Source organism: Pseudomonas sp. SA233, assembly GCF_054792385.1.
In genome coordinates, this window is record NZ_CP096449.1 from 582,439 (window position 1) to 603,008 (window position 20,570).

A 20,570-nucleotide genomic window follows, 5' to 3' on the forward strand; every position below is an offset into this window, starting at 1 on the left:
CTTGAGCACGATACTCGAACCTGGGCAGATCGAAGCGTCGGCAGTGATGCCGCCGTTTCTGCACCTGCCCCCTGCCAACCTGTTCGAACTGCGCGCCGCGCGCCTGGAGCAGCTGGCCGAGGGCAATGCCCTTGGCGAATACCTGAAGCTGGTGGCTCGTTTGTGCCGTATCCAGCAGCAGCTTGTGGATAACCCGCCCGCTGGCATGCCGGTGGCAGAGGAGCGTCAGCGCCTGTGCATAAGTCATGGTTTGCCGCCACTGGCGGCGGACAGCCTGGTGCGTGAAGGGCCGTGGCTGGTCTGGTTGCAGGCCTTGCTCGAGCACTTCAATCCGCAGGCCAGCGGTCCATTAGGGGAGGCGCTGCAAGTTCTGCGCAGCAGTGACGACTGTCAACGCAAGGGTTGGGGCATCGCCTTGCTTGCCGGTCAGTACGATGCCGTGCCTGCGGCGCTGGTGCCGTTCATTGGTGCGGCCTTGCAGGCGGCCTGGTCCAGCTGGTTGCTGGCGCTGCCCGCACCAGAGCTCAAGCCCGCCGACAGCCTGGCCCAGTGCCCGGCCTGCGGTTCGCCGGCGATGGCCGGGGTGGTGCGCAACCGCGGCAAGCACAATGGCCTGCGCTACCTGGCTTGTTCGCTGTGTGCCTGCGAATGGCATGTGGTGCGGGTCAAATGCGTGTACTGCGAGTCGAGCAAGGACCTGCGCTATACCAGCCTTGACGATGACCGCCATGCGCCGGGCAAGGCGCCGCTACGGGCGGAGTGCTGCCCGGAGTGCGAGAGCTACCTGAAGCAGAACTACCTGGAAAACGATGCGGCGGCCGAGCCGCTGGCCGATGACCTGGCCAGCCTGGCACTGGACATCCGCCTGGACGAGGAGGGCTTCCATCGGTTGGCACCGAACCTGATGCTCGCACCCGGGTAATGGAGAGTGTCTACACTGTAAGACCGAGTCGCTTCTTCGCGGGTAAACCCGCTCCCACAGGGCCCGCGCAGCTTTTTAGGCTTGCGCGGCCCTTGTAGGAGCGGGTTTACCCGCGAAGAGGCCAGTACAGACAACGGATCAGTCCAAGGTAGTACCGCATGTCCTCCAGCCTAGCCAGCGACACCCCACGCCTGCCCTCCATCGACACCCTTTTGCGCCACCCAGCCTGCCTCCCGCTGATCGACCGCCACGGTCGCGACGCGGTCCTCGCCACCCTGCGGCAACTGCTCGACGACCTGCGCGACCCCGCCCGCACCGGCCAGCTCAGCGCCGCCGAACTGGCCGCTGAAGTCCTGTTGGGCCGCACTGGCGAACGCTTGGCCACCCAGCAACGCAGCCAGGTCCGCCGAGTGTTCAACCTCACCGGCACCGTGTTGCACACCAACCTCGGCCGCGCCCTGTTGCCAGAGGAGGCCATCGAAGCCATGCAGACCGCCGCCCGCTACCCGCTCAACCTGGAGTTCGACCTGGCCACCGGCAAGCGCGGCGACCGTGACGACCTGATCGAGGGCCTGATCCGTGAGCTGACAGGCGCCGAAGCCGTCACCGTGGTCAACAACAACGCCGCCGCCGTGCTGCTGGCGCTCAACAGCCTGGGTGCGCGCAAGGAGGGGATCATCTCCCGCGGTGAACTGATCGAGATCGGCGGTGCCTTCCGCATCCCCGACATCATGGCCCGCGCCGGCGTGAAGCTGCACGAAGTCGGCACCACCAACCGCACCCACGCCCGTGACTACGAGGCCGCCATCAGCCCGCGTACGGGCCTGCTGATGCGGGTGCATTGCAGCAACTACAGCATTCAGGGCTTCACTACCCAGGTGCCCACCGCCGAGCTGGCGCGTATCGCCCACCAACATGACTTGCCGTTGCTTGAAGACCTTGGCAGCGGCAGCCTGCTTGACCTTACCCGCTGGGGCCTGCCCTCCGAGCCGACCGTGCGCCAAGCCCTGGCTGACGGCGCCGATATCGTCACCTTCAGCGGCGACAAACTGCTGGGCGGGCCGCAAGCCGGAATCATCGTCGGGCGCAAGGAGCTGATCGCCAGAATCAAGAAGAACCCGCTCAAGCGCGCGCTGCGGGTCGACAAGATCACCCTTGCCGCACTCGAAGCGGTGCTGGCGTTGTACCGCAACCCCGACCGCCTGGCCGAGCGCCTGCCCAGCCTGCGCCTGCTGACCCGCAGCCAGGCAGAAATCCAGGCCCAGGCCGAGCGCCTGGCCCCTGAAATCAAAGCCCGCCTCGGCGAGCAATGGGCGGTCAGTGTGGAGCCGGCGTTGGGCATGATTGGCAGTGGCAGCCAACCGGTGGCCCGCCTGCCAAGCGCGGCATTGTGCCTGCGCCCGCAGGTGTCGAAGAAGTTGCGCGGGCGCAGCCTGCATGTACTGGAGCGTGCCTTGCGCGGGCTGCCCGTGCCAGTGCTCGGCCGAATCGACGATGACGCCCTGTGGCTGGACCTGCGCCAACTGGATGACGAGGCCCAGTGGCTGGCTCAGTTGCCCGCCCTGCAATTGGGGCCGGTACAGTGATCGTTGGTACCGCCGGCCACATCGACCACGGCAAGACCGCACTGCTCCAGGCCCTGACCGGCCAGGCCGGTGACCAGCGCCAGGAGGAGCGCGCCCGTGGCATGACCATCGACCTTGGCTATCGCTATGCGGCGTTGACCGAGGGCGCAGCGCTGACCGGCTTCATCGACGTGCCCGGTCACGAGCGCTTTATCCACAACATGCTGGCCGGCGCCCATGGCATCGATCTGGTGCTGCTGGTAGTCGCGGCCGACGACGGGGTGATGCCTCAAACCCGTGAGCACCTGGCGATCGTCGAGTTGCTGGGCATCCCACAAGCCCTGGTGGCGATCAGCAAATGCGACCGTGTAGAGCCGGCCCGCCTGGCCGAAGTGCAGGCACAGGTCAGCGAACTTCTGACGCCGGGCCCATATGCCGGTGCGCGGCAGTTTCCGTTGTCCAGTGTGACCGGTGAAGGTATCGATGCCTTGCGCCAGGCCTTGCTGGCCGCGCAACAGCGCGTGTGCCAGCGCAGCGTGCGCGGCGGTTTCCGCCTGGCCGTCGACCGCGCCTTTGCCGTTACCGGTGCGGGTGTGGTGGTCACGGGCACGGCGCTGGCCGGGCGGGTCAGTGCCGGTGACACCTTGTTACTGGGCAAGGCCGGCAAACCGGTGCGGGTGCGTGGCCTGCATGCGCAGAACCAGGCCGCACTGGTGGCCGAAGCGGGCCAGCGGGTGGCACTGAACATTGCTGCCGAACGCCTGGCGGTGGAGCAGGTGCGCCGGGGAGACTGGCTGGTGCCCGAGTGGCTGCATGCGCCTAGCGTGCGGGTGGATATCGAGTTGAACCTGTTGCCTGGCGAGACCCGTACCTTCGAGCATTTCAGCGCTGTGCACGTGCACCTGGGCACCCAGGATGTAACGGCCCGGGTAGCCTTGCTTGAGGGTGAAACCTTGGTGGCAGGCCAGCGCATGTTCGCCCAGTTGCTGCTCAATGCGCCGCTGCAGGCGGTACACGGCGACCGCTTGGTGCTGCGCGATCAGCGTGCCCAGCGCACACTGGGGGGCGGCAAGGTACTCGATCCGTTCGCGCCAAGCCGTCAGCGTCGCAGTGATGAGCGCCTGCGCCAATTGCAGGTGCTGCGTGATGCCGAGGACCTGGAGCAGGCCTTGCCGGCACTGCTTGCCAGCGCACCCGGGGGTATCGACCCGCAACGTCTGGAACGGCAGTTCAATCGCCTGCGCGAAACCTGGCAGTTGCCGGAAGATGTGCTGGTGGTGGCCACGCGGCAGGGCCAACTGCTGTTTGCCAGTGCCCGGTGGCAGTCGCTCAAGCGCCAGGTGCTGGAGCAGCTGGCGCGGTTCCATGAACAGGAGCCCGACCAGCTCGGCCCGGACCGCGACCGCCTGCGCCGCTTTGCTGCCTTGCCGCTGGAGCGGCCCGCTTTTGTCAGCCTGCTGGATGAGTTGCTCGAAGACGGCGCCATTGCCAGCAGCGGGCCTTGGCTGCACCTGCCCGATCACAAGGTGCAGTTGAGCGAAGCCGACAGTGCATTATGGGCGAGTCTGCAACCGAAGTTGCTGGCGGGGCAATACGATCCGCCCTGGGTCCGGACGCTGGCGAGCGAGGAAAATTGTGCCGAAGCCGATGTGCGCCTGTTGCTGCGCAAGCTGGCCCGGTTGGGCCTGGTGCACCAGGTGGTGCGCGACCTGTTCTACCCCGAGGCGACGCTACAGCGCATGGCAGAGCTGCTGCTGGGGCAGGCCAGTGAAACGCCGATAGTGCAGGTTGCCGCGTTTCGCGATATGTTGGGCATCGGTCGCAAGCGCAGCGTGCAGATTCTGGAGTACTTCGACCGCATCGGCCTGACCCGGAGGGTGGCCGATCAGCGTCACATTCGCGCCGACAGCGCCCTGGCCCAGCAGCAGGCCAGGCACTGAGTTCAAGGAAGGCAATCGCGCCCGGTGGCGCGGCCGGGCTTCAAACCCGGTTGGGGACGGCAGCCGTTCCCGGGCAGGTTCGACTCCCGCTGCCTTCCGCCATTTTCTTTTGCCTGTCAGGGCCCTATCGCCGGCAACACTCAGGCCCGTTCCCCACACAGGTCCAGGGCAAACCACCGCTCTGCCGTTTCGACATCCAGCCCGGCCCCCAGCAACGCAACCATCTTGGCCAGCGCCGCCTCCCGGGTCATGCCCCCGCCACTGACCAGCCCGGCCCCGCGCAAGCGGTTACCCGCCGCATAGGTATCGAACACCACCGACCCCTCAGGGCACTGGCTGATAGCTGCCAGCATCACACCCCGCTGGCGTGCGGCGCTCAGCACATCCAGTAACGCCTGGTCATCCGACGGCCCGGTTCCGCTGCCGTAGCATTCCAGCAGCAAACCCTGCACGCCGCTGCCCAGCAGTGCCTGCAAATGCCCGGCCTGCAGGCCCGGGAACACCGGCACTACCGCCAGGTTGACCGGCTGGCGCGGGTGCTTGTAGCCAAGCTCGGCAGGGATCGCCGTTGCGCGCTCACTGTCACGATGGCGCGGCAGCGCGGCAAAGGCATCGAACGCCTCGCTGCGCAGCTTCGACGCCCGGCAGCCATGCAGCAGCTGCCCATGGAAGTACAGTTGCACGCCATCTTCCAGCCCTTGTTCGAACTGGCGCAGTGCGCCGCACAAGTTGCCCCAGGCGTCGCTGTCCGCGCTACCTGCCGGCAGCATCGAGCCGGTCAGCAGCACTGGCACCGGCAGGCCCAGCAGCAGGAACGACAACGCCGCGGCGCTGTAGGCCAGGCTGTCGGTGCCATGCAGCACGAGCACGCCATCATGGCCAGCCACCTCTACCGCTGCGACGATTGCATCGCGCATCGCCAGCCAGTTGTGCTGTTGCATGTTGGCGCTGTCGAGCAGCGGGTTCAGTTCCTGCAAGGTCCATTGCACGTGGGGGGCATCGGCCAACTGGGCAAAGTGTTCGCGCATGCGTGCTTCGAAGCCACCGGCGGGCGCCAGGCCTTCGGGGGTTTCGAGCATGCCGATGGTGCCCCCGGTATAGAGCACGAGGAGATTCTTTACTGCTCGCATGGGAAGTATCCGTAGCGGTGAGCGGAAGAAGGTAAGCCGCCCACGGACGGGGCGGCTGGCAGGGGAGAATATCAGCGTTGAGTCTGGACTTCGCCGACTGCTTTGTCAGTGGCTGTTTCCACCTGCGGATTGGCAGGCCAGGCATTGCGATCCAGGTCCAGGTCGGCAAACTTGGCCGAGTCGAACACCGGTTGGTCGACGCCCGCCTTGCGCTGGTCGTCGTAGTCGCGCATCACCCGCAGGCCGACCTTGAACAGCAGGGCCAGGGCCACCAGGTTGACGAAGGCCAGGCAGGTCATGGTGATATCGGCAAAGGCGAACACAGTCGACAGGTCCTGCAACGAGCCCCATACAACCAGCGCCAGTACCAGGCCACGGAATACCATCAGTACCACACGATTGCGGCTGAGGAACTGCAGGCTGTTCTCGCCCAGGTAGTAGTTGTAGAGGATGCAGGTGAACACGAACAGCGACAGTGCCACGCTGACGAACACGCGGCCCCAGTCACCAACCACGGCGGCCAGCGAGTTCTGGGTCAGGACGATGCCGTCACCTTCGAAGCCCGGGGTGTAGAAGCCCGACAGCAGGATCAGCAGCGCGGTGCAGGTGCAGATCACGAAGGTGTCGAGGAACACGCTGAATGCCTGGACAACGCCCTGCGCACCCGGGTGTTTCACGGCGGCCACGGCTGCGACGTTTGGCGCACTGCCCAGGCCCGCTTCGTTGGCGAACACGCCACGCTTCACGCCCATGACGATGGCGCTGCCGAGCAGGCCGCCGAACGCCGGGTCGAGGCCGAAGGCACTCTTGAAGATGGTTTCCAGCATGGCTGGCACGTGCTCGATCTGGGTGCCGATCACGTACAGGGTCACGCCGATGTACGCCAGGGTCTTGACCGGTACCAGCAGGTCCGACACCGCGGCGATGCGCTTGATGCCGCCGATGAAGGTGATGGCCAGCAGCACGGCGAGGACGATGCCGGTGTGCTTGGGGTCGAAGGCGAAGGCGTTCTGCAGCGAGTGAGTCACGGTGTACGACTGCAGGCCGATGAAGGCGAAGCCGTAGGTGACCAGCAGCAGGACCGAGAACACGATGGCCATGCTTTTCAGCTTCAGGCCGTGCTGGATGTAGTACGCCGGGCCACCACGGTACAGGCCGTCGCCATCGGCGCGCTTGTAGACCTGGGCCAGGGTGCATTCGAAGAAGCTGCTGGACATACCCACCAGTGCGGTGACCCACATCCAGAACACGGCGCCTGGGCCACCCAGGGTCACGGCAATGCCGACACCGGCGATGTTACCGGCACCAACGCGGCCAGCCAGGCTCAGCATCAGGGCCTGGAAGGAGCTCAGCTGGCCTGCCTGGCCACGCAGCGATTCCTTGAACACACCGAACATGTGGCCGAAGTGGCGGAACTGGACGAACCGGGAGCGGATAGTGAAGTAGCTACCCAGCCCTACGATCAGCACAATGAGAAGTTTCCCCGAGAGGAAATCGTTGAGTACTTCGAGCATTGGAAAATGACCTCGATTCTTATTGTTCGTGTGGAAAGATCAGCGGACGGCAGGCGCACCGCTATTCGTGGGGCGCATGGTTGGCTATGACAAGAGCGGTTACAATTTCGCGGGTTGCTCTGATTTGGTGCAACTTGATGCTACAATTGCGCCATTCGCGTCACCTGAGTCCCGAGTCATGAGCGATCATTTCGCTACCAACCTTAAACTGGCCTGCAGCCACTACCGCTCTATCTCCGAAGTTTGCCGCCAGCTGTCGATCAACCGCGCGCAGTTCAACAAGTACCTGAGTGGGCAAAGCCGCCCGACGGCCTACAACCTCAAGCGCATCGGCGATTTCTTCGGGGTCGAAGATTACGAATTGAATTTGCCACCCGAGCAGTTCAGCCGCCTGATAGGTGCCCGCGTGTCGACCCCGGCCGAGCAGCCTGGCGACCCGATCAGTGATCTGTTCCGCCCGTTGCACGCCCATGCGGGGAACCTGTCGCGCTATTGCGGTTACTACCTGGAATATTCCAACTGCATGTCGGTTCCGGGTACGGTCCTGGTGTCATTGGTGCACCTGTGGGAGGAGCGCGGGCAGTTCCTTTTCGAACGCCAGGAACGCCAGGAGCGTTCCAGCGCCACCAACCCCCATGCCGAGGTGCGTTGTCGCTATCTGGGAGCGGCGTTCCAGCTGCAGGACCGGATGTTCCTGGTCGATTACGAGTCGCTGACGTTCAACGAGATGAGCCAGACTATCCTCATCCCCAGTTTCAAAAGCCGCATTACCCGGCTCAACGGCCTGAAGGCCGGCGTATCCAGCGGAGACCGGCGAAACCCGGCCTGCACTCGGGTTGTGTGGGACTACCTGGGAGAGGAGATCAATCGCATCAATGTCTACCGGCAGGTAAAACTGTACCAGCCGGATGATCCACGCATAGATGACGATGTGCGTGAGCGCCTTAGCGTGGGGCCGTTGCGTAACAGTCTGTTCGAAATCGAGTGATGCTTTTTTCAGAGAACAAGTTGATGTAACCACTCGCCAACAGGGTTGCCTGGGTCGAGCAGCAACTTGATTGCCATGATGCAGCAGACACAGACCAGCAACGGCTTGATCAGACGGGGGCCAAAGTGTACTGCGCAGCGTGCGCCCAGTTGAGCCCCCACAAAAGCAGCGAATGCCATTGCCAGTGCCAGCGGCCAGATGATCGCCCCGCTCAGTGAAAAGACTGACAACGCGCCCAGATTACAGGCTGCGTTCAATAGCTTGCTGGTGCACACGGCTTGTATCAAGTGCTGGCCCAAGAGGATCACGCAGGCCAGCATGAAGAACGAGCCGACGCCAGGGCCGAAGATCCCGTCATAAAAGCCAATGATTGGTGCAACCGTAATGCAGAACAGGCTGGTCGATATCTTTGCCTTGCGCGCTTGTTCATTCGGCTTTGGACTGAAGGCAAAGTAGGCGGCTATCAGGATCAGCAGAGGTGGAACGCACGCCTGCAGAACGCTTTTGGGCACGTAAGTTATCGACAAGGCACCCAACGCCCCTCCGATAAACGACATGACAGCCATTGGACTGCCTTGTCTCCAGTCGATCATGCCTTTGCGGGCGAAGGCGCACGTAGCCGAAACCGTAGCCGAAGCCGCCTGGAACTTGTTGGTGGCAATTGCCGCCAAGGGTTCGATACCGGCAATGAACAACACCGGGAGCGTGATCAGGCCCCCGCCACCGGCGATAGCATCGAAAAAGCCGGCCATCAGTGCCACCAGTGCGAGGGTCAGAACAAGCGTTAAATCTAATTCGATCATTGCGTGTTTTCCTATGATCAGCCACGCACCAGCAGCGGGTCTTCAGCGAGCACCAGCGGTTCGGCGAAGGGGGAATATCCGAATTGACGGATAAGCAGGCGCCGGTTGTCCTGAACCATGTCGCGGCCGTGCAAGGCTCGGCTGTTGTTGATCAGTAGTGCGGTGTCAGGCTGCAGGACAAACGCCAACGGTTGTGTGGTATCCAGTATTTTTTGAAAGGAGTCGAAAGCGCGCGCAGCAGCGCTGCAGGCGCGTTCATTCAGACTGAAGCGATAGCTATTGTAACGAACAGAGAAACCACCATTTGGCTCGAATTGCAGTATTGAAACTGCTTTGCCTGCATTGCCTTGTCCGTGACCGAAGCAGTCACTGCGGGTGAAGTCGAAAGACGCTGAAGTCAGTGCAAGTGTGCCCATGCTACCCAAGCGTTCAATGATTCCCCGGAGCGGGAAGACATGCGTAGGTTCATTGGCGGGGTTCCAGCGCGCAGTCAGAATCAGTGCAGAGGGAGCAGGGGAGTGAGCGTTGCTGGAAATTGTCGAGCAGTTGTAGGGCGCTTCAGTGTGCGGCCCCAAGCGCAAGCCCGCATGCGAGCTGGTTTCAACTTTCAGGCAGGGATCTTCGTCGAGTCGCGGAATGCGGCCACCGCCCTTGAAGTTGCCTACCAGGCGAACCTGCTTACCCTCGTTATCTATATCGAAGGCGAAACTGCGGTGGCGCACGAGCTCCAGCAGTAGTTGATTGCGTGAGGCAAGGTATTGGCAGTGTGGGTTTTGCGCCAGGGCGGAAATGTGGGGCAGATATTCTGGTATTGGCTCGTCGGCACAAGGCATATGCCTGTACATCAAGGCAGATAGCTTGCCTTCACTGAAGCGTTGTAGCAACCCACGCTGTTCCACGCTCAAGGCTTGCTCGAGTTGATCGGCGAATATACGAGCCTGAAGTGCTACTCCTTTGGCCTCTGGGCCACCCAGGTCAGCAATTGTCTGGCTTGCAAAGGCTATGGCTTTGCTTTGCTCCGGGCTGAAATCCAGGTATGCAGCTTCCGAGTGAGGCATTGAACGTTCCTTGTACTTGTTTTTGTGAAGCTCCCCGGTTGGCAAGTGGGGGAGTCAACTATTCAATGCGGTTGTGCTGTTGCGCGGAAGTCAGCTCGTTCCTGGTATGTCGTAGGAGATTTCTGCGTGTTGCGGTATTGAACGGTGGAACTTTGAATTCAGTACCGCCTGTGGCATCGAACGGGTCCGGTGTTGGACTTCCCCGCCCGGAAACCGCAAAATGACCCCTTTCCTTCAATCAACCTCTCCGGATCTGCTGACTCTATGCGTATGCGCCTAATGCTGTTGGGTGGTGGCAATGCCCTCGGGCAAGCGCTGATTCGTCTTGGGGCCGAGGAGGACATCGCATTCCTGGCTCCGCGCCCGCCCGAGAACGGCTGGACGCCGGCCAGCCTCACCCAGCTGCTCGACGATCATCGTCCCGATGCACTGGTCAACCTGGCCTATTACTTCGACTGGTTCCAGGCCGAGTCGGTCAGTGAGCAGCGCCTGGCCCAGCAGGAGCGGGCTGTGGAGCGGTTGGCAGAGCTGTGCCAGCACCACCAGATCACCCTGGTTCAGCCATCCAGCTACCGGGTGTTCGATGGTTCTCGGGCCACGGCCTACAGCGAAAAGGACGAGCCGGTACCGCTGGGCCTGCGTGGCCAGGCCCTGTGGCGCATCGAGCAGAGCGTTCGCGCGGCTTGCCCGCAACACGTGCTGTTGCGCTTTGGTTGGCTGCTCGACGAAAGCATCGACGGGGCGTTGGGCCGCTTCCTGACCCGCGCCGAGCAACCCCAGGAGCTGCTGCTGGCCGATGACCGGCGTGGCAACCCTACGCCAGTCGACGACGCCGCCCGGGTGATCCTGTCGGTGCTCAAACAACTCGATTGCAGTGCGCCGCTGTGGGGCACCTACCATTACGCCGGCAACGAAGCGACCACGCCGCTGGCGCTGGGCCAGGCGATCCTCGCCGAGGCAGGCCAGTACCGGCAGCTGGCCGTGCAGGCGCCGACGCCGCAGGCACATGCCGCACGGCCGGATGCCAGCGAAGAGCCGCAGCACGCGGTACTGGCCTGCAAGAAAATCCTTCATACCTTCGGCATCAAGCCGCGCGCCTGGCGCGCCGGCTTGCCGCCTCTACTGGACCGGTTCTACCGCCATGGCTGACGCCCCCATCCTGATCACCGGCGGTGCCGGCTTTATTGGCTCCCACCTGTGCGATGCGTTGTTGGAGAAAGGCTACGCCGTACGCATTCTCGACGATTTCTCCACTGGCCAGCGGGGCAACCTGCAGGTTGACCACCCTCGGCTGGAACTGGTTGAAGGTGATGTCGCCGATGCCAAGCTGGTCACGCAGGTTACGGCTGGCTGCAGTGCCGTGGTGCACCTGGCAGCGGTGGCCTCGGTGCAGGCCTCGGTCGAGGACCCGGTGCGGACCCACCAGAGCAATTTCATCGGTACCCTCAACGTGTGCGAAGCCATGCGCGTGCATGGGCTGCGCCGGGTGCTGTTCGCCTCCAGTGCGGCGGTGTATGGCAACAATGGTGAAGGCGAGTCGATTGCCGAAGACACCCCCAAGGCGCCGCTGACCCCGTATGCCGTGGACAAGCTGGCCAGTGAGCAGTACCTGGACTTCTACCGTCGCCAGCATGGCCTGGAGCCGGTGGTGTTCCGCTTCTTCAATATCTTCGGGCCGCGCCAGGACCCGTCCTCGCCGTATTCCGGGGTGATCAGCATCTTCTCCCAACGTGCTGTGCAGGGTTTGCCGATTACCGTGTTCGGTGATGGTGAGCAGACCCGGGACTTCCTTTACGTGGGCGACCTGGTGCAGGTGATGGTGCAGGCGCTGGAGCAGCCGCAGGTCGAGGAGGGCGCGGTGAATATCGGCCTCAACCAGGCCACTTCGCTCAACCAGTTGCTGGCAGCGCTTGAGAAGGTGGTGGGTAGCTTGCCGGCGGTCAGCTATGTGGCGGCACGTTCGGGTGACATTCGCCATTCGCGGGCGGATAACCAGCGCTTGTTGGCGCGGTTCGAGTTTCCGCAGGCGACGCCGATGGTCGAGGGCTTGTCGCGGCTTCTGGGCAAGGGCTGAAATTCTTGGGGGCGCTTTGCGCCCCTATCGCGACACAAGGCCGCTCCTACAGCGATCGCGCAACCTCGGCCTGGCGCGATCGCTGTAGGAGCGGCCTTGTGTCGCGATGGGCTGCGCAGCAGCCCCAGAATCACTCATGCCGCACCACTTTTCGCAGGCAATCCCCTGCCGCCAGCACCCGCCCATCCCGGGCCCGCACCTGCAGTGTTTCCAGCGCCTGCCCCGTATCACTATCCACCAACTCCGAACGCACCTCGCCCGCCTCGAACAGAAACCGCTCCCCCCACTGCCTCAAGCCAACCACCACCGGGAACACCGATCGCCCTTTCTCGGTCAGCACATACTCCTTGTAGGCACTGCCATCCGACGCCGGCTGCAGCGTCAGCAGCCCACTCTCCACCAGCCACTTCAGCCGTGAGGCGAGGATGTTCTTCGCCAGCCCCAGGTTCTTCTGGAATTCACTGAAGCGCCGCAGCCCATCGAATGCGTCGCGCAGGATCATCAGCGCCCAGCGGTCTCCCAGTACCTCCAGCGCCCGGGCTACGGGGCATTGCGCATTGTTTTCATCGAGCATGGACGGGGCCTTTCGTGATCATCTGGTTGCAGATTAAAACCACATTTGCTAAATAGCCAGCATGTGGTTTCAATTCGAAACCAGATTGACGAGAACAGCCCGATGAACCCTGCACTGACACGCTGGATAACCCTGCTGCTGGCCATTACCAGTGCCATGGCTGTGGCGACAGTGTATTTCGCCCAGCCTCTGCTCGAGTCGATGGCCGCTGACCTTGGCGTGGCGCAGCAGCAGATCGGGTGGGTAGTTGGCGCGACCCAGGCGGGCTACGCCCTGGGGTTGTTGCTGATCGTGCCGCTGGGTGACCTGATCGACCGCAAGCGCCTGCTGCTCGGGCAGTTGCTGTTCTCGGCCCTGGCGCTGGTTGGGGTAGGCATGGCGCCCAACTGGGCGCTATTGCTGCTGGCCCTGGCTATCACCGGGCTGATGGCGGTCATGGTGCAGTTGATGGTGGCGCATGCAGCGAGCCTTGCCGCCCCCGGCCAGCAAGGGCAGGCCGTGGGCACCGTCACCAGCGGCATAGTGCTGGGCATTTTGCTGGCGCGGCTGGTCTCGGGCGGGCTTGCCGACCTGGCTGGCTGGCGCAGCGTGTACCTGATTACCGCCGGGTTGTTGATGCTGCTGGCCCTGGTGCTGTGGCGCAGCCTGCCCGTGGGGCAACCGGTGTCGCTGCAGTCTGGCTACCGGGCGCTGATCGTTGCCCAGTTCAGGCTGTACCGGCACGACCGGCTGCTGCGTCAGCGCGGGTTGTTCGGCGTGTTGATCTTCGCTGCGTTCAGCGTGCTCTGGAGTGCCATGGTCATGCCCCTGAGTGCCGAGCCACTGGAGCTGAGCCATACCGCGATCGGTCTATTCGGCCTGGCGGGTGTTGCCGGCACATTGGCGGCAGCGCGCGCCGGTCGCCTGGCCGACCAGGGGCTGGGGGAGCGCACCACCGGGGTAGCGCTGATTCTGCTTGTGCTGTCATGGCTGCCCACGGCCTTCGTCGGGCATTCACTGATGGCCTTCGGGTTGGGTGTGCTGATGCTGGACTTTGCCGTGCAGGCGGTGCATGTCACCAACCAGAGCCTGCTGCTGGCCGGGCGTGGCGCAATGGCCAGCCGTTTGATCGGCGCCTACATGTGCTGCTATTCGCTTGGCAGTGGAGTGGGGGCAGTGCTGGCGAGCTGGGTGTATGCCCATTGGGGTTGGGCAGCGGTGTGTGGGCTCGGGATGGGCATCAGCGCGGTCGCGCTGGGGTACTGGTTATGGCTGCAACGCGCGAGGGCGGCCGAAGCCGCCCTGCAGTGTTCAGGTCAGAACTTGTAGCCAAGGCCGACCATGTACACCCATGGGTCGACATCGACGTCGACTTTGGTCTTGCTGTAGCCCAGTGCGGACGGGCCGTCGACGCTGGCCTTGGTGTCGATGTCGACGTACCAGACCGCGGCGTTGACCAGCAGGTTGTCGGTGATCATGTAGTCCATGCCCAGCTGGCCGGCGAAACCGACCGAGTCCTGCAGCTTCAGGTTGCTGAAGCCTTGCTGCTTGCGGGCGCTGCTGAGGTCTTCATCGAAGAACAGGGTGTAGTTGATGCCGACACCGGCGTACGGCTGGAACTTGGAGGTCGGTTCCATCGGGTAGTACTGCAGCGACAGGGTCGGTGGCAGCTGCTTGATGTCGGCCAGCTTGCCGTCCAGGCCGCCGCCCAGGCCCTTGACGCCAACGGTATGCTTGAACGGGGTGGCCGCCAGCAGCTCCAGGCCGACATGGTCGGTGAGCATATAGGCGAAGGTCAGGCCCAGCTGGGTGTCGCTGTCCAGGGTTGCCTTGGTGCCCGAGACTTTGTTGCCGTCGAATTTCAGGTCGCCGCTGCTCTCGTTGGGCGCGGTGGTGATCGCGCCGGCACGGACGATGACATCGCCTGCCTGGTGGGCGTTGGCAACAGGGGTAGCGAGCGCCAGGGCCGCGAGGGCGGCGCTGAGCAAGGACTTGTTCATGGAAGCTCCCAGAGGACGTGAGTAATCGAGTAGTCCAATGGTACGGATGCGTCTGAACGGAAAGCTTGACCCAGCTCAACGAAGCGTCGTCACGAATTCGAAACAGTTCTCATCGCAGCTCATAAGCATATATTTTCTCGGCTTCCATCTGGTAGCCGGCATCGGCCAGTTCGCTGCTGGAGCCTCTAACTTGCAGCTTTCCCTCGATCCAGTAGGGCTGGTAGAGGTCTTCTATGCGAACGCCCATTTCACTGAAGATGTGCACAATCTGGTTCGACGGTGGCGGTGGCACGTGGATGCACGCGCCGTAGTAGGGGACCAGCAGGAATTCGGTGGTGCGGCCTTCTTCGCTCACCTCCAGCGGTACGATGTAGCCGGGCAGTTTGATCTGCTGGCCGTCGAGGCTTTTTACCACTGGTGCATCGGGCGCCTGCTGGCGCGCCGGCGGGGCGGACTCGGCGGACAGGGCGTTGCTGAGCTGCGACATGTCGTGCAACGGCGCGAGTTGGGGCGGGATGACCGGGGCGCCTTCGGGGATGAGGGCGGGCCAGTCAAGTTCGCGGGGTTCCGAGGCCCAGGTGGGCGATGCCAGCGAAAGCAGCATGACCAGTAGCAGTTGTACTGCCTGTACTGGCCTCTTCGCGGGTGAACCCGCTCCCACAGGTCCTGCATAGGCTTTGAAGCTTGTGGTGGACCTTGTGGGAGCGGGCGTGCCCGCGAAGAAGGCAGTGAGGTATTGGATCATTGCACGCCCTCAGAGGTGAATGGACAAGCCGTCGGCCAGCGACTGCCGATAGGCCCGCCACGCCGGCACGCTGCCCATCAACAGCGCAGCTCCCAGGATGATAGCCAGCAACGTCCATTCATGAGCACTGGGCATGGCCAGCGGCAAGTACAAACCATAGTTGGCCTGCACATACCCTTGTGCCAGGGCGATTCCCGCATACAGCAAGCCAAGCCCTGCAGCAATCCCGACCGCCGCCAGCGACAGTGCCTCCAGCACCAGCAGCCCTGCGATATGCCACGGCCTGGCACCAACCGAGCGCAATATCGCCATCTCCCTGCGGCGTTCATTGAGGCTGGTGAGAATCGCCGTAAGCATGCCGATCAGGCCGGTCAGCACCACGAACAGCGACACCACGAACAACGCCTGCTCCGCGGTGCCCATCAGGCTCCACAGCTCCTGCAGGGCTACCCCGGGCAGGATCGCCAGCAACGGCTCGCTGCGGTATTCATTGATCTCCCGCTGCAGGCTGAATGTCGCGATCTTGCTGTTCAGGCCGAGCATGAACGCAGTGATGGCGGCAGGCTGCAGGTCCATGGTCCGTGCCTGCTCGGCGCTGATACGCCCGGCGCCACGGGCCGGCACCCCGTTGTGCCAGTCGATGTGGATGGCTTCCATGCCGCCCAGGCTGATATGCAGCGTGCGGTCGACCGGTGTGCCGGTGCGCTTGAGCACTCCGACTACGGTGAACGGCTTGTCGTCGTGCTTGACCAGGCTGATCGCGGCCACGCCGTGGGCAAGCACCAGCTTGTCGCCCAGCTTGTAGTGCAATGCCTCGGCCACTTCGGCACCCAGCACCACCTCGAACGGATCATCGGCAAACGCGCGGCCATGGCTCAATTCCAGGTGCTGGCGGCGGCCGTACTGGTAATGGCTGAAGTAGTCGCCGGTAGTGCCCATCACTCGATAACCACGGTGCGAGTCGCCCAGCGAGATGGGGATGGCCCATTTCACCCGCGGGTCCTTGGCGTAGTGCTCATAGCTGTCCCAACGGATGTTGTTGGTGGCGTTGCCGATGCGGAACACCGAGTACAACAGCAGGTTCACCGAGCCGGAGCGGGCGCCGACGATCAGGTCGGTACCGCTTATGGTGCTGGCGAAGCTGGCCCGGGCCTCGGTACGGACCCGCTCCACGGCAAGCAGCAGGCACACCGACAGGGCGATGGCGAAGGCGGTGAGGAATGCGGTGAAGCGGCGGTTGGCCAGGCTGGCCAAGGCAAGGCGGAGCAGGTACATCAGGCCTCCCGGGGCTTGGCGGCGCGGTTGAGTTCGGCTAGCGACAGGTGGCGGTCGAACAGCGGCGCCAGGCTCTGGTCGTGGCTGACGAACAGCAGGCTGGCACCGGCGGCGCGGCATTCATCGAACAGCAGGCGGATGAACGCTTCGCGGGTGTCGGCATCCAGCGCCGAGGTGGGTTCGTCGGCGATTACCAGTTCGGGTTGGCCGATCAGTGCGCGGGCGGCAGCGACCCGTTGCTGCTGGCCGATCGACAGGCTGTCGGCGCGGCGGGCGAGCAGGGCGGGGTCGTCCAGGCCCAGGTGGGCCAGCAAGGTGCTGGCTGCCTGGTCGACACTGTCATGGCGTTGCTCGGCGCGGGCCTTGCGGCTGCGCGAGAAGCGGCAGGGCAGCTCGACATTTTCGCGCACCGAAAGGAACGGCAGCAGGTTGAACTGCTGGAAGATATAACCGGTGTGGTCGACTCGGAAGCGGTCACGGGCGCCTTGGCCCAGGCGGCCGAGGTCCTGGCCGAGCAACTGGATGCGGCCTTGGCCCGGTACGTTTACGCCGCCCAGCAGGCCCAGCAATGTGGTCTTGCCACTGCCGCTGGGGCCCTTGAGAAACAGGGCTTCGCCAGCCTCCAGGCGGAATGCCGGAATATCCAGCAGCGCCGGCTGGCCGGGCCAGGCGAAGACCAGGTCATGCAGTTCGATCAACGGCTGGCGCATTCAGAACGCGACCGCAGCCTTGGCTGGCGTGGCTTCCGCGCCTTTCTGGCCATTGGGGCCGATCAGTTGAACGGTGATTTTCTGGGTAGCCGGGAACGCCTTGAACAGCGGAGCGAGGTCCACCTGCGCCAGTTTGTCGGGGTTGGCGCAAGTCAGCTGGTAATGGGCGCCGATGTCGCTGTGCTGGTGGCTGTGCTCGTGGTCGTCACCATCGTCGTCGGCTTTCGGGGCATCACCGAACAGCGGGCTTTCCAGTTCCTGCTGGTCTTCCTTGCAACCGGCAGCGGCGGGCAGGCCGAACAGCTTCAGTGGTTGCTCCAGCTGCTGGCGCACCGCCGCGACCTTGGCCTTGTCGGCGTCGCTGTTGGCGGCGTGTTCGAAGCCGACCAGGTTCATTGCCGGGCTGTCCAGCTCCAGCTCCAGGGTGTTGCCATCGAGCACGGCATTGAGCTTGGCCACGCCATGCTCGTGGGCGCCGAGGGTGCCGTGGGCGTGGTCGTGATCGTGATCATCATCGTGGGCATGGGCCACGGCCAGAGGCAGCAAGGCGAAGGGCAGGGCAAGCAACAGGCGACGCATGGACGACTCCGGAGCGGGCAAGAAGATTGGGTTATGTTATAACAGCTTTTCCCCGTGCTGCCAGCCTGCGTGGCGCAGGTTTCATGTTGGGGTAGGATGGCGGCATTGACTTGGGTTCAGGGAATGCAGCATGAGAATTCGTGGACAGATTGGTGATTGGCCTGTGGACCTGACCATCGAGCTGGCGCCTGAAGAGTGGGCACAACTAGGGCGGCAGATCGAATTGCCCGCGGTGGCGCAGACCGCAGCAACCGAAACCGTGACGACGACGCGTCAGGATGACGGGCAATGGATTGCGGCGTGTGAGGTGTTGCGCCTGGCGGGGCAGATGAGCGGGCCGGAATTGCTGGACCGGCTCGAAGGGCTGGCGGGAAGTACGGCGGCGGGTAAGCGGCTGCTGGTGCGCTTGCGGCATAGCAGTGAAGTCAAGGTGGAAAGTGGCGTGGACGCGCCGGTGTATCACTGGGTTGGGTGAAGGCTTTCAGGACTTTGGGGGCTGCTTTGCAGCCCATTCGCAGCACAAGGCTGCTCCTACAGGGACTGCGCAACACGTGGTGTAGGAGCAGCCTCGTGCTGCGAATGGGCCGCAAAGCGGCCCCGGCATTGTCAGAACATCGCCGCCGACAACTTTCGACGATACACGCCGACCAGCGGGTGATCACCGCCCAGCAGCTCGAACACCTGCAGCAACGCCTTCTGCGGCAGCCCGCTCTCATAACCACGGTTACGCTGGAACAGCTTCAGCAACCCTTCCAGCGCCGCTTCATATTGCTGGCGCGCCAGCTGCTGGATGCTCAGCTGATAGGCCGCCTCGTCATCCTGCGGGTTCTGTGCCAGGCGGCTTTTCAGGTCGGCCACTTCCGGCAGGCTGGCGGCCTGGCGCAGGAAGGTCAGCTGGGCCTTGGCGCCGGCCAGGGCGGCCTTGTGCTCGTCGGTCTTGACCGCATCCAGTACCACTTGGGCTTCACCCAACTCCCCGCGCTCGGCCAGGCAACGGGCATACAGGATCAGCGCCTCGGCATTGCTGTTGTCCTCACCCAGCAGCGCCTGCAACAGCGCTTCGGCCTCGGCAAAACGGCTTTCGGCAAACAGCGTCTTGGCCTGCTCCAGCGGCGAGGCGGTGGGCGCGGCAGGCAGTTGCACGTGCGGCTCGAGCATGGCGCGAATCGCCGATTCCGGCTGCGCACCGGCAAAACCGTCCACCGGCTGGCCGTCCTTGAACAGCACCACGGTCGGCAGGCTGCGGATGCCGAACTGGGCAACTACCTGTTGCTCCACGTCGCAGTTGATCTTGGCCAGCAGCAACTCGCCCTGGTAACTCTCGGTGATCTTCGCCAGCAGTGGCATCAGTGCCTTGCACGGCGCGCACCACTCGGCCCAGAAATCCACCAGCACCGGTTTGTGGAAGGAGTTCTCGATAACCAGTTGCTGGAAGGTGGCATCGGTAGCGTCGAAAATGTAAGGCGTGTCTTGGGTCATCGCGACTCTCGCAAACTCGTGGATAACACCACTATAAGGTGTCGCGGCTGGCGTGGTACAGGCTGACCCGGCGGAATTCGTGCGGCTCGGCCAGGTCTGGCAGGGTAAGCGCTTCCAGCACGCCCAGCTGCTGATACAGCGGGTGGCTGAAGTCGCGTACCCGCGAGTCGGCCACCAGCGCCTGGCGCCCGCGGCCGAGGAAGGCATCCAGCAGCGGCAGGTTGGCGCGGTCGTACAGCACGTCGGCAACCAGGATCAGATCGAAGCGGTCGTCTTCGGCGAAGAAATCGCTGCTGTAACCCAGTTCCACCCCGTTCAGCGCGGCATTCGCGCGGCAGGCATCGAGTGCCAGCGGGTCGAGGTCGCAGGCCACCACTTCCAGCGCACCGGCGCGGGCGGCGGCAATACCGGCGATACCGGAGCCGGCGCCAAAATCCAGCACGCGCTTGCCGGCTACCCATTCCGGGTGCTCGGCCAGATAACGGGCCATGGCCAGGCCGCTGGCCCAACAGAAGCTCCAGTAGGGCGGATCTTCAAGAATGCGCCGAGTCTCCTCGCTACTGAAGGCGCGGTCCATGTTCTGGTCGTCGATCAGCCACAGCTTGAGGTCGCAGCCGGGCAGCTCGCTGACGACAAGACGCGCTTCGCCGATCAGGCCGCTGAGGGCCTGTTGCAGGGGCTGTTGTAGGGAGACTGGCGCCACTTACGGCGCCTTCTCGAAACGCAGCGGGCCGGTGGCCTGGGTCTGGGCCTGGGTAATGCGCACCGGCGGCAGGTGCATGATCAGCTGGCCAGAGCTGCTGGCGCGGCCGCGCAGCTCGACCCGGGCACCAGCGGGGAAGGCCTCGGGGTTGAAGCGCAGTTGGTAGGGCAGGGCCTGGCCGGTGCCAGTCAGGTTGCTGCTGGCCAGCAAGCGTTGTGGGCGGTCGCGTTCGTCGATGACCAGCAAGGCCAGCTCCACGTCGGCACCGGCGGGGATTTCCAGCAAGGTGCCGCTCAGCTCGCGCTGGTAGGCCGGCAGCGGGCCCAGTACTGCGGCCGGCTTGGCCGTGCGGGCTGGCGTGGGTGCCGGAGGGGTGTCGGGCTTCGGCCTGTCGCTGCCGCAGGCGGCGAGCAGGGCGGCGCAGCACAGCACGACGAGCGCTCGGTAGTGCATGGGGTAGTCCTTCACGGGCAGATTTCCCATGGATGTTAACCCCTTTGGCTTGTCTTGCCAGTGGGATGCGCTACCATGG

The 20,570-nt window shown here is 63.8% G+C and carries 21 protein-coding genes and 1 tRNA gene; 9 read left to right on the forward strand and 13 right to left on the reverse strand.

Features of this window, described 5'->3' with window-relative positions; genetic code table 11:
• The first annotated feature begins 1 nt into the window (after position 1).
• The 4 genes from fdhE to M1D87_RS02700 all read left to right on the forward strand — a co-directional run bounded on the left by fdhE (position 2) and on the right by M1D87_RS02700 (position 4,529).
• A complete protein-coding gene (gene fdhE, locus M1D87_RS02685) occupies positions 2-922 on the forward strand; it encodes a formate dehydrogenase accessory protein FdhE (RefSeq protein ID WP_102083503.1) in 921 nt (306 codons plus the stop codon).
• A 158-nt stretch (positions 923-1,080) separates the two neighbouring features.
• Complete coding sequence (gene selA / locus M1D87_RS02690; protein ID WP_102083502.1) at positions 1,081-2,508, forward strand: L-seryl-tRNA(Sec) selenium transferase; 1,428 nt, start codon at positions 1,081-1,083, stop codon at positions 2,506-2,508.
• The gene (gene selB / locus M1D87_RS02695; protein WP_123085665.1) at positions 2,505-4,427 is read left to right on the forward strand and encodes a selenocysteine-specific translation elongation factor; all 1,923 of its coding nucleotides are present in this window, start codon (positions 2,505-2,507) and stop codon (positions 4,425-4,427) included. Before selA ends, selB begins: the two co-directional genes overlap by 4 nt.
• Positions 4,428-4,433: 6 nt before the next feature.
• Positions 4,434-4,529: transfer RNA gene (locus M1D87_RS02700), tRNA-Sec, on the forward strand.
• Positions 4,530-4,567: 38 nt separating this feature from the next.
• On the opposite strand, the gene M1D87_RS02705 is transcribed toward M1D87_RS02700, so the two are convergent.
• A complete protein-coding gene (locus tag M1D87_RS02705; protein WP_123085664.1) occupies positions 4,568-5,557 on the reverse strand; it encodes an asparaginase in 990 nt (329 codons plus the stop codon).
• A gap of 71 nt (positions 5,558-5,628) precedes the next feature.
• Entirely contained in the window at positions 5,629-7,071 is a 1,443-nt protein-coding gene (locus tag M1D87_RS02710; RefSeq protein ID WP_102083500.1) for an alanine/glycine:cation symporter family protein, read from the reverse strand.
• A 178-nt stretch (positions 7,072-7,249) separates the two neighbouring features.
• Between M1D87_RS02710 and M1D87_RS02715 the strand changes: the two genes are divergently transcribed.
• Positions 7,250-8,059 (forward strand): helix-turn-helix domain-containing protein, encoded by an 810-nt coding sequence (locus M1D87_RS02715; protein WP_015268762.1) that lies wholly within the window; start codon positions 7,250-7,252, stop codon positions 8,057-8,059.
• 8 nt (positions 8,060-8,067) lie between these two features.
• Here M1D87_RS02715 and M1D87_RS02720 read toward each other — a convergent pair whose 3' ends face one another.
• Positions 8,068-8,862, reverse strand: a complete 795-nt coding sequence (locus tag M1D87_RS02720; RefSeq protein WP_013970658.1) for a TSUP family transporter — start codon at positions 8,860-8,862, stop codon at positions 8,068-8,070.
• A 17-nt stretch (positions 8,863-8,879) separates the two neighbouring features.
• A complete protein-coding gene (locus M1D87_RS02725; RefSeq protein WP_123085663.1) occupies positions 8,880-9,920 on the reverse strand; it encodes a Fe(II)-2OG oxygenase family protein in 1,041 nt (346 codons plus the stop codon).
• A 264-nt stretch (positions 9,921-10,184) separates the two neighbouring features.
• Between M1D87_RS02725 and M1D87_RS02730 the strand changes: the two genes are divergently transcribed.
• Positions 10,185-11,069 (forward strand): sugar nucleotide-binding protein, encoded by an 885-nt coding sequence (locus M1D87_RS02730; protein WP_024086179.1) that lies wholly within the window; start codon positions 10,185-10,187, stop codon positions 11,067-11,069.
• Complete coding sequence (locus M1D87_RS02735) at positions 11,062-11,994, forward strand: NAD-dependent epimerase/dehydratase family protein (protein ID WP_013970661.1); 933 nt, start codon at positions 11,062-11,064, stop codon at positions 11,992-11,994. Before M1D87_RS02730 ends, M1D87_RS02735 begins: the two co-directional genes overlap by 8 nt.
• Positions 11,995-12,124: 130 nt before the next feature.
• Here the strand turns inward: M1D87_RS02735 and M1D87_RS02740 are convergent, their stop codons facing one another.
• Entirely contained in the window at positions 12,125-12,568 is a 444-nt protein-coding gene (locus tag M1D87_RS02740; RefSeq protein WP_013970662.1) for a winged helix-turn-helix transcriptional regulator, read from the reverse strand.
• Between the two features lie 102 nt (positions 12,569-12,670).
• Here M1D87_RS02740 and M1D87_RS02745 point away from each other — a divergent pair, with 102 nt between their 5' ends.
• Positions 12,671-13,876 carry an MFS transporter gene (locus M1D87_RS02745; protein ID WP_123085284.1) on the forward strand — a complete coding sequence of 402 codons (1,206 nt, stop codon included), beginning with the start codon at positions 12,671-12,673 and terminating at the stop codon, positions 13,874-13,876.
• Here the strand turns inward: M1D87_RS02745 and M1D87_RS02750 are convergent.
• The 5 genes from M1D87_RS02750 to M1D87_RS02770 form a co-directional block, all read right to left on the reverse strand.
• Positions 13,864-14,547, reverse strand: a complete 684-nt coding sequence (locus M1D87_RS02750) for an OmpW/AlkL family protein (protein WP_013970664.1) — start codon at positions 14,545-14,547, stop codon at positions 13,864-13,866. The two genes, M1D87_RS02745 and M1D87_RS02750, sit on opposite strands and share 13 nt — an antisense overlap.
• 109 nt (positions 14,548-14,656) lie before the next feature.
• On the reverse strand, positions 14,657-15,151 hold the full coding sequence (locus M1D87_RS02755) for a DUF3299 domain-containing protein (RefSeq protein WP_123085283.1): 495 nt from the start codon (positions 15,149-15,151) through the stop codon (positions 14,657-14,659).
• A gap of 150 nt (positions 15,152-15,301) precedes the next feature.
• Positions 15,302-16,567, reverse strand: a complete 1,266-nt coding sequence (locus tag M1D87_RS02760; protein ID WP_039614614.1) for an ABC transporter permease — start codon at positions 16,565-16,567, stop codon at positions 15,302-15,304.
• A complete protein-coding gene (locus M1D87_RS02765; RefSeq protein ID WP_123085281.1) occupies positions 16,567-17,277 on the reverse strand; it encodes an ABC transporter ATP-binding protein in 711 nt (236 codons plus the stop codon). The genes M1D87_RS02760 and M1D87_RS02765 overlap by 1 nt, the downstream gene beginning before the upstream one ends.
• Positions 17,278-17,856: a DUF2796 domain-containing protein gene (locus M1D87_RS02770; protein ID WP_123085280.1), complete on the reverse strand. Its 579-nt coding sequence runs from the start codon at positions 17,854-17,856 to the stop codon at positions 17,278-17,280.
• Between the two features lie 130 nt (positions 17,857-17,986).
• On the opposite strand from M1D87_RS02770, the gene M1D87_RS02775 reads away from it, so the two are divergent.
• On the forward strand, positions 17,987-18,331 hold the full coding sequence (locus M1D87_RS02775; RefSeq protein ID WP_123085279.1) for a hypothetical protein: 345 nt from the start codon (positions 17,987-17,989) through the stop codon (positions 18,329-18,331).
• 131 nt (positions 18,332-18,462) lie between these two features.
• Here the strand turns inward: M1D87_RS02775 and trxA are convergent, their stop codons facing one another.
• The 3 genes from trxA to M1D87_RS02790 are packed head-to-tail and all read right to left on the reverse strand — an operon-like array spanning position 18,463 to position 20,491.
• On the reverse strand, positions 18,463-19,335 hold the full coding sequence (gene trxA, locus M1D87_RS02780; RefSeq protein WP_123085278.1) for a thioredoxin: 873 nt from the start codon (positions 19,333-19,335) through the stop codon (positions 18,463-18,465).
• Between the two features lie 31 nt (positions 19,336-19,366).
• Positions 19,367-20,038, reverse strand: coding sequence for a class I SAM-dependent methyltransferase (locus M1D87_RS02785; RefSeq protein WP_003259339.1), 672 nt, complete (start codon positions 20,036-20,038; stop codon positions 19,367-19,369).
• The gene (locus M1D87_RS02790) at positions 20,039-20,491 is read right to left on the reverse strand and encodes a YbaY family lipoprotein (protein WP_039614618.1); all 453 of its coding nucleotides are present in this window, start codon (positions 20,489-20,491) and stop codon (positions 20,039-20,041) included.
• Between the last annotated feature and the right edge of the window lie 79 nt (positions 20,492-20,570).